At 62.0% G+C, this 7330-nt stretch carries 8 protein-coding genes and 2 rRNA genes; 5 read left to right on the forward strand and 5 right to left on the reverse strand.

Annotated features, from left to right (window positions below; genetic code table 11):
* A 23S ribosomal RNA gene (locus Q6A48_RS25590) occupies positions 1 to 102 on the forward strand; the annotation flags it as partial.
* A 141-nt stretch (positions 103 to 243) separates the two neighbouring features.
* Positions 244 to 359, forward strand: a 5S ribosomal RNA gene (rrf, locus tag Q6A48_RS25595).
* Positions 360 to 476: 117 nt separating this feature from the next.
* Here rrf and Q6A48_RS25600 read toward each other — a convergent pair.
* Positions 477 to 878, reverse strand: a complete 402-nt coding sequence (locus tag Q6A48_RS25600; protein WP_304557255.1) for a lysozyme inhibitor LprI family protein — start codon at positions 876 to 878, stop codon at positions 477 to 479.
* Positions 879 to 1023: 145 nt separating this feature from the next.
* Between Q6A48_RS25600 and Q6A48_RS25605 the strand changes: the two genes are divergently transcribed.
* On the forward strand, positions 1024 to 1482 hold the full coding sequence (locus Q6A48_RS25605; RefSeq protein ID WP_304557256.1) for an SRPBCC family protein: 459 nt from the start codon (positions 1024 to 1026) through the stop codon (positions 1480 to 1482).
* Positions 1483 to 1953: 471 nt separating this feature from the next.
* Here the strand turns inward: Q6A48_RS25605 and Q6A48_RS25610 are convergent, their stop codons facing one another.
* Positions 1954 to 2898 carry an AraC family transcriptional regulator gene (locus Q6A48_RS25610; protein ID WP_304557259.1) on the reverse strand — a complete coding sequence of 315 codons (945 nt, stop codon included), beginning with the start codon at positions 2896 to 2898 and terminating at the stop codon, positions 1954 to 1956.
* 195 nt (positions 2899 to 3093) lie between these two features.
* Here Q6A48_RS25610 and Q6A48_RS25615 point away from each other — a divergent pair, with 195 nt between their 5' ends.
* Positions 3094 to 3831 carry an SDR family oxidoreductase gene (locus Q6A48_RS25615; protein WP_304557261.1) on the forward strand — a complete coding sequence of 246 codons (738 nt, stop codon included), beginning with the start codon at positions 3094 to 3096 and terminating at the stop codon, positions 3829 to 3831.
* A gap of 41 nt (positions 3832 to 3872) precedes the next feature.
* Here Q6A48_RS25615 and inhA read toward each other — a convergent pair whose 3' ends face one another.
* Positions 3873 to 4565 (reverse strand): isonitrile hydratase, encoded by a 693-nt coding sequence (gene inhA, locus Q6A48_RS25620; RefSeq protein ID WP_304557263.1) that lies wholly within the window; start codon positions 4563 to 4565, stop codon positions 3873 to 3875.
* Positions 4566 to 4804: 239 nt separating this feature from the next.
* Between inhA and Q6A48_RS25625 the strand changes: the two genes are divergently transcribed.
* Complete coding sequence (locus Q6A48_RS25625; protein WP_304557264.1) at positions 4805 to 5797, forward strand: GlxA family transcriptional regulator; 993 nt, start codon at positions 4805 to 4807, stop codon at positions 5795 to 5797.
* Here the strand turns inward: Q6A48_RS25625 and Q6A48_RS25630 are convergent.
* Both Q6A48_RS25630 and Q6A48_RS25635 read right to left on the reverse strand, forming a co-directional pair.
* Positions 5766 to 6668, reverse strand: coding sequence for an alpha/beta fold hydrolase (locus Q6A48_RS25630; protein WP_304557265.1), 903 nt, complete (start codon positions 6666 to 6668; stop codon positions 5766 to 5768). The two genes, Q6A48_RS25625 and Q6A48_RS25630, sit on opposite strands and share 32 nt — an antisense overlap.
* A 28-nt stretch (positions 6669 to 6696) precedes the next feature.
* Complete coding sequence (locus Q6A48_RS25635; protein WP_304557266.1) at positions 6697 to 7074, reverse strand: hypothetical protein; 378 nt, start codon at positions 7072 to 7074, stop codon at positions 6697 to 6699.
* Positions 7075 to 7330: the final 256 nt, after the last annotated feature.

Consider the following 7330-nt stretch of genomic DNA (forward strand, 5'->3'; position numbering starts at 1 on the left):
TCCCTGAAGGGCCGTCGAAGACTACGACGTTGATAGGCAGGGTGTGTAAGCGCTGTGAGGCGTTGAGCTAACCTGTACTAATTGCCCGTGAGGCTTGACCATATAACACCCAAGCAATTTGTTGACCCGAACGGGCGCCAGATTGCGGTGGTGAAGACGAAACGAACCGAAAGTTTGCGACTCACAACCGAATCACATACCCAATTCGCTGGAACGTCGAAAGGCGCGCTAGCTCAAGAATTTCTTGACGACCATAGAGCATTGGAACCACCTGATCCCATCCCGAACTCAGCAGTGAAACGATGCATCGCCGATGGTAGTGTGGGGTTTCCCCATGTGAGAGTAGGTCATCGTCAAGATTAAATTCCGAAACCCCAATTGCGAAAGCAGTTGGGGTTTTGTTTTTGCGCTGGAAAAAAGGCCAAGCTAAAAAAAGGATAACCCGTAGAGGCTATCCTTTTTTGCTGCCTGCATGTTCAGGCCTCGGGGACTGGACAGCTCAAGTCTCCTTCCTTGCACATGAGGTAGGTCTTGAAGGCTTCGACTCGGGCCTTGGTCTGGGCGGTCAGGCAGTCGTTGTAGATCAAGGGATAGACGCTGCCGCCTTCGACCCCGGAGGCGGAGAAATCACATTCGGCGTCACGGAAAGCGATCCAGGCGCGTTGTGCCTTGACCAGCCTCTGCTTGGCGTCGGGATTGTCCTTGAGGCGTGCCGTGATCTGCTGGTACAGGTCATTCAGCGTCTTGTCGGCCGCTTTGCTCTCCTGGGCCGAGCATTGATTCATCTCGCCTTGAGTCATGGCGTTGGTGCAATCCTGGGCTTGGGCGAGGTGGATGAGCAGCAGGGGGGTCAGGGCCAGAAGCAGGCGAGGGGGCATATCGAGGTCTCTCCTTGAGCGTGTGAAAGAGTGGAGGGGGAAGTTTACATCGCTTGGGACGCTGGGCTGGAAAGAACGACCTGATACAACTTTCCGGTTGGCCTTGTGGTCTTACAAGCCTACTGTTGAACACAGGAGGTGACCCATGCATTCATCCGATCGCATTGAAAGAAAGATCCTGCTCAAAGTCCCGCGCGCTCAAGTCTGGCGAGCCCTGGCCAACGCCGAAGCCTTTGGCCAATGGTTTGGCGTGGCGCTCGAGGGTAAGCGGTTCGTGGCGGGTGAACGTACCCAGGGGCAAATCACTTATCCAGGTTACCAACACCTCATCTGGGATGTCGCGGTGGAACGGGTCGAGCCCGAGCGGGTGTTCTCGTTTCGCTGGCATCCCTACGCCGTCGAGCCACAGGTGGATTATTCCCAGGAGCCCGAGACACGGGTGCAGTTCGAACTCGAGGACATGGACGGCGGCACTTTACTGAAGGTGGTGGAGTCGGGCTTCAATGCCATTCCCGAGTCGCGTCGCCTCAAGGCTTTTCGTATGGACAGCCGCGGTTGGGACGAGCAGATGGCCAATATCGAGGCGTTCCTGAGCAAGTCTTGAGATCGGCCCTTGAGGCAACTCAGGGTTTGGAGGGTAGCGGCTATGGCGAATGTCTTACACGTAATAGTAGCTATGTCGTCTATTGCACTTTGGATCCGAAGCGTAATCTGGCCCCATCCACTGAAGCACAGGATGTGCTCAGGATCAGGGACGATCGACCTTGCAAGGATGGCTATCGACAGGGAGTCGTAATGGTCTTGGAAAAACCCGCTTCGGCGGGTTTTTTTTCGTCCGTCAAAAAGCCAGAAAGGATGGTATAGCGAATGGCTTACACGTCGCCGCTGCTTTCTCGCCTTTTTTCAAAACTGTGGCGGGCCTAATCTATGTCCATCCACTGAGTACAGGGAGTGCTTGGGGTCATGGATGATGGGACCAGGCAGGGAATGCCAGACAGGATGTCAAATCGGTCCTCAAAAAACCCGCTTCGGCGGGTTTTTTTTGCCTGTAGAAAAGGTCCGCCGCTGGCCAGGTTCAAGCGCTGTCGGCTTGCAGCGCCTGGGCTCGCAGGCGGGCGATGTCCTTGCTTGGCGAGGCTCCGAACAGGCGGCTGTACTCCCGACTGAACTGTGATGGGCTCTCATAGCCCATCTTGTAACCAATCGACGAGACATCGCTGTTTTCTGCCAACAGCAATCGTCGGGCCTCCTGCAAGCGCAGCTGTTTTTGATATTGCAGCGGGCTCATGGCGGTTACGGCTTTGAAGCGGTGATGCAGGGCCGAAGGGCTGAGATTGATCATTTGCGCGAGGCTGTCGATGCTCAGCGGCTCGGCGTAATGGCTGTTCAGCCATTCGATGGCGCGGCTGATGCGGTGGGCCTGGGTATCGGGGATGGCGATTTCATGCAGGCGCTGGCCTTGGGAGCCCTTTAGCAGCCGATAGAAAATCTCCTGTTGGGCCAGGGGCGCCAGGGTTGCGATATCGTCCGGGCTGTCCAGCAACCGCAGCAAGCGCAGCATTGCGTCGAGCAGTGGCGAATCGATGCGGTCCAGGAACAGGCCACGCCCGGTTTTCGGCGGCGCTACGCCGATAGGGCGGGTGTCGGCGATCAGGCGACAGATCTGTGCCGGATCGATGTCGAGGCGAACGCACAGGTACGGACGCTCAGCAGAGGCCTGGATCACCTGGCCAGCCAGCGGCAGGGTGACGGAGACCACCAGGTAGTGGAGCGGGTCATACACATAGATTTCGTCCGCCAGCCGCACTTCCTTGCGCCCCTCGACGATCACGCACAAGCCGGGTTTGTGCACCACGGGCAGGGCATCGGTGGGCTGGTCGCTGCGAATAATGTTCAACGTGTCGATGGCGGTGGGGTAGATACCGTTTTGCGGGGCGAAGCGCTTCATCAATTCCGCCAGTTCAGCGCGGCGCTGGTTGACGCCGTCGTCTGGCGCGAGGTGCATGGACGTTACCGACATGCTGATCGATCTCCCTGAGTGAACTGCGCTAGTAAAACCGATTGTGCAGTGTGCAGCCAGGGGCTGCTGTCATCGCTACAGGATCGTGCAAGTGCAAAGGAGGATCCGGCTAACCCCAACCCTTGCCGGTTGCCTAATCTGGACGGGTCAAAACGCTCCTGCCGGGAGCCAACACTTCCAGACGAGGAAACCATCATGTCCGATATTCAAAACAAAGTAGTGGTGATTACCGGTGCGAGTAGCGGAATCGGCGAAGCCGCCGCACGCTTGCTCGCCGCCCGAGGCGCCCGTGTGGTGCTTGGCGCCCGGCGCATCGACCGCTTGCAGGCGCTGGTGCAGGAACTCGAAGCCGCCGGACAGCAAGCCACCTGCAAGGCCGTGGACGTGACTCGCCGCGATGATGTCCAGAACCTGATCGATTTCGCCGTCGAGCGTTTCGGCACGGTCGACGTGATCATCAACAACGCGGGCGTCATGCCGCTCTCCAAGCTCGAAGCGCTGAAGGTCGAGGAGTGGGACCGCATGATCGACGTGAACATTCGTGGCGTGCTCCACGGCATCGCGGCCGGCCTGCCCCTGATGCAGCGCCAGCGCAGCGGCCAGTTCATCAACATCGCTTCGATCGGGGCCTATGCGGTCAGCCCGACCGCCGCCGTGTACTGCGCCACCAAGTTTGCGGTGCGAGCCATTTCCGAAGGCTTGCGCCAAGAGGTGGGCGGCGACGTGCGGGTGACGGTGATTTCGCCGGGCGTGACCGAGTCGGAACTGGCCGAGAGCATTTCCGATGAAGGCGGGCGTGCCGAAATGCGCGAGTTCCGCCGGATCGCTATCCCCGCCGAAGCCATCGCCCGGGCAATTGCCTATGCCATCGAGCAACCGGCGGATGTGGACGTCAGCGAGTTGATCGTGCGTCCGACCGCCAGCCCTTACTGAACCGGGTACGGCGGCGAGCGGAGCGCTCCGCTCGCCGTCGCTCACTCTGCGGAGACGGCCAATCGTGCTGCGGCGCGCTGGGTAATCTGTGAACGTACCCGGAACGATTCTGCCGTGCGCCGGTGCGCCTCCTCCAGGATGGGCACCGGTGCCGTGTCCGGGCTGCCGGCGTCGAACGGCGGGGCCGGGGCATATTCCAGTTGCAGTTGGACCAGCTCGGCCGTGGGCCGGTCGAACAGTTCGGCCGCCAGGGTCAACGCGAAATCGATGCCTGCGGTGATGCCGCCGCCGGTGATCAGGTTGCCGTCACGTACCACCCGGTCCTTGACCGGGGTCGCGCCCAGGTTCTGCAGCAAGCTGTGATAGGCCCAATGGGTGGTGGCGCGTTTCCCTTGCAGCAAGCCCGCCGCACCGAGCACCAGCGAGCCGGTGCACACCGACGTGACGTACCGGGCGTGGCTGGCCTGTTGCCTGATGAAGTCCAGGGTCTGCTCGTCTTCCATCAATGCCCCGACACCGGTGCCGCCCGGGACGCAGATCGCGTCCAGGTTCGGGCAGTCATCGAAGGTGGTCGTCGGCAGGAGCACCAGGCCGGTGCTGGAGGTGACCGGCGCCAGGTCTTTCCAGACCAGGTGCACCTTCACGTCCGGAAGCGAGGCCAGCACGTCATAGGGACCGGTCAAGTCCAACTGCTGGACCTGGGGAAACAACAGTAAACCGATGTGCAGCGTCATGATGCGTTCTCCTTGATTAATGCCAGAGGGGCTGGACGATTTCACTCTAGGCTCTGCCTGAAAAGCCTTGACACTCGGTCATGCTGCGTTGAAAACCGGCTCGCAATGCTCATTGACTCCAGTAAATGCGCTTGCTCGCCGCTTTTCGCCTTGCCTACCTTCGTCTCAAGACTTTTCAAACAGAGCCTAGGGCTTTAGGCTCTGGCGAACACGCCAATCACCCCACGAATTACGCCAATATGCCCGACGCCCCTAAAACCGTTCACGTCCTGGCCTTCGCCAACGTACAAGTGCTCGATGTCACCGGGCCGTTGCAGGTGTTCGCCTCGGCCAATGACCTGGCCCGCCAGCAAGGGCAGCCATTGCCTTATGCGCCGACGGTGGTCGCCGTGGGCGGTGGTGCGGTGATGTCCTCGGCCGGGTTGGCGCTGATGGCCGATCCGCTGCCGACCGAGCGCAGCGACACGCTGCTGATTGCCGGAGGGTGGGGCGTGTACGAAGCTGCGAAGGATCCGGCGCTGGTGGCCTGGGTCAAGGATCACGGCACGCGCTCGCGGCGGGTGGCGTCGGTCTGCACCGGGGCGTTCCTGCTGGCCGCCAGCGGTTGGCTGGACGGGCGGCGCGTGGTCACCCACTGGACCCGCTGTGAGCAACTGGCGGAGCAACATCCGCAACTTAAAGTCGAACCCAATCCGATCTTCATCAACGATGGCCCGGTCTGGACCTCGGCCGGGGTCACGGCTGGCATCGACCTGGCCCTCGCCCTGGTCGAGGACGACCTGGGGCGCGCCGTGGCCCTGGAAGTCGCCCGGCAACTGGTGGTGTTCCTCAAGCGGCCGGGTGGGCAATCGCAGTTCAGCGTGACCCTGTCGCTGCAAAAACACGGCGGTCGGTTCGATGAATTGCATGCGTGGATCGCCGAACATCTGACCTGTGACCTGGGCTTGCCGAGCCTGGCCGCCGAAGTGGGCATGAGCGAGCGCAGCTTCGTGCGGCACTATCGCGCCGACACCGGCCAGACCCCGGCGCGGGCCGTCGAATTGATTCGGGTGGAAACCGCGCGTCGCCTGCTCGCCGATACCGCAGTGCCGATCAAGCGGGTGGCGATGCAGTGCGGCTTCGGCAGCGAAGAAACCCTGCGCCGCAGTTTCCTGCGGGCCATGGGGGTGACGCCCCAGGCGTATCGCGAGCGTTTTTCGCTCAGCCCTCAAGCAGATCCAGCAAGGCCTTGAGCGTGGCCTCGGGGGCTTCCTGGGGAATGTTGTGGCCCACCCCGGCCAGCACTCGACGCTCGTAGAACGCGCTGAAATGTACCGCGTCTTCATCCTGCTCGGGCGCGGGCCCCACGCCGTCGTCGGCACCGCAGAGGGAAATGCTCGGCACGCCGATCGAGGGCTGTTCCGCGAGCCGTTCTTCCATCCATTCCAGGGTCGGATCCCCCGGTGCGTACATGAAGCGGTGGCGGTAGGAATGAATCACCACGTCGACGAAGTCCGGGTTGTCGAAGGACGGCGCACTGAGGGGATAGCATTGCGCGCCATGCGTCCAGGTGGGTGACCAGAGGCGCCAGAGCAGTTCACACAACTCGCGTCGATTTTTCGTCAGCCCTTCGACGCCCCGCGCGGTGTGGAAATAATACTGGTACCACAGGCGATGTTCGGTTTCAGGGGGCAGCGGCTGGGTCGAGCGGGGAATGTCCTGCAGGTTGTAGCCATCGCCGGTCACCAGGCCGCGCACGCGCTCCGGCCACAACGCCGCGACGATACAGGCCGCCCGGCCGCCCCAGTCGTAGCCGCCCAGGGTCGCCCGGGCAATGCCCAACACGTCCATCAGGTCCAGCAGGTCCTGGGCCAGCGCCGCTTGTTGGCCGGAGCGCATGATGGCCGGGTTGTTGAACCGGGTCGGGCCGTAGCCGCGCAGGTAGGGCACCAGGACCCGGTAGCCGCGATGGGCCAACGCCGGGGCAACTTCGTCGAATGCCCTGGGGTCGTAGGGAAAACCATGCAGCAGGATGACCGGCTCGCCGCTGGCGGGCCCGTGTTCTTCGTAGGCGATGCGCAGCAGCGGGGTCACTGCGAAACTGACGGTTGGCGCAAGGTTCATCTCGGTCTCCGGCGTCGCCCGGCGGTGGTCAGGCGGGTTCCTGGTTCACGTATTTGGCCCGGTCTGGCGTGAAGGTCACGTTCATCTGGGTGCTGGAGCACGTCAGCGTGCGTTCCTGGGACAAATCGATGTCCAGGTCTTCGCCCCGCAGGCCCTGCCACTGGGCGAGGTATTTGAGGCAGCCGAACTTTTCGTTCTTTTTCAGGCTGCGGCTGACCCCACCTTTCCAGCCCAGCACCGGTAACTCGCCGGCCAGGCAGCGCTGGGCCAGCTCGGGAAACCGCGTCGCCCGGTCGCGACCGATTTCCCAGCATTTGATCAGGCCGCGGTCCTGGCCTTCCCAGAGGTCTTCGCGGGTCAGCCCTGTTCGGGGTGGAGTGGTGATGGGGCGTTGTATACGGGCCATGTCGGATCCTTGAGTCGGGGGTGTCGGGCAGCTCCGCTGCACCCATGCGTGCATCGATCTTAGGAGGGGTTTCGGGGGCTGGCAACCTTGGCGCGGGTCGATGGTCGCTTTTGTGGCGAGGGAGTGGCCGCCGCGTCTTCGACGCTGCGCTGTCGCGCAGCAAACAAGTGTCCGACTTAAGATTGAGGTGCGCGCGGGGACAGAGACCGCAGTTATCACTGGTGTGCCAGCACCCGAGAGGGAGAGTGGTCCGAGA

The organism is Pseudomonas citrullilanati, assembly GCF_030580855.1.
GTDB lineage: Bacteria > Pseudomonadota > Gammaproteobacteria > Pseudomonadales > Pseudomonadaceae > Aquipseudomonas > Aquipseudomonas citrulli.

Excerpts from the sequence above, each read along its gene's own strand:
- Q6A48_RS25630 (WP_304557265.1), bottom strand. The coding sequence starts at position 6,668 with ATGAACCTTGCGCCAACCGTCAGTTTCGCAGTGACCCCGCTGCTGCGC.
- Q6A48_RS25625 (WP_304557264.1), top strand. The coding sequence starts at position 4,805 with ATGCCCGACGCCCCTAAAACCGTTCACGTCCTGGCCTTCGCCAACGTA.
- Q6A48_RS25635 (WP_304557266.1), bottom strand. The coding sequence starts at position 7,074 with ATGGCCCGTATACAACGCCCCATCACCACTCCACCCCGAACAGGGCTG.
- Q6A48_RS25600 (WP_304557255.1), bottom strand. The coding sequence starts at position 878 with ATGCCCCCTCGCCTGCTTCTGGCCCTGACCCCCCTGCTGCTCATCCAC.
- Q6A48_RS25615 (WP_304557261.1), top strand. The coding sequence starts at position 3,094 with ATGTCCGATATTCAAAACAAAGTAGTGGTGATTACCGGTGCGAGTAGC.
- inhA (WP_304557263.1), bottom strand. The coding sequence starts at position 4,565 with ATGACGCTGCACATCGGTTTACTGTTGTTTCCCCAGGTCCAGCAGTTG.
- Q6A48_RS25610 (WP_304557259.1), bottom strand. The coding sequence starts at position 2,898 with ATGTCGGTAACGTCCATGCACCTCGCGCCAGACGACGGCGTCAACCAG.
- Q6A48_RS25605 (WP_304557256.1), top strand. The coding sequence starts at position 1,024 with ATGCATTCATCCGATCGCATTGAAAGAAAGATCCTGCTCAAAGTCCCG.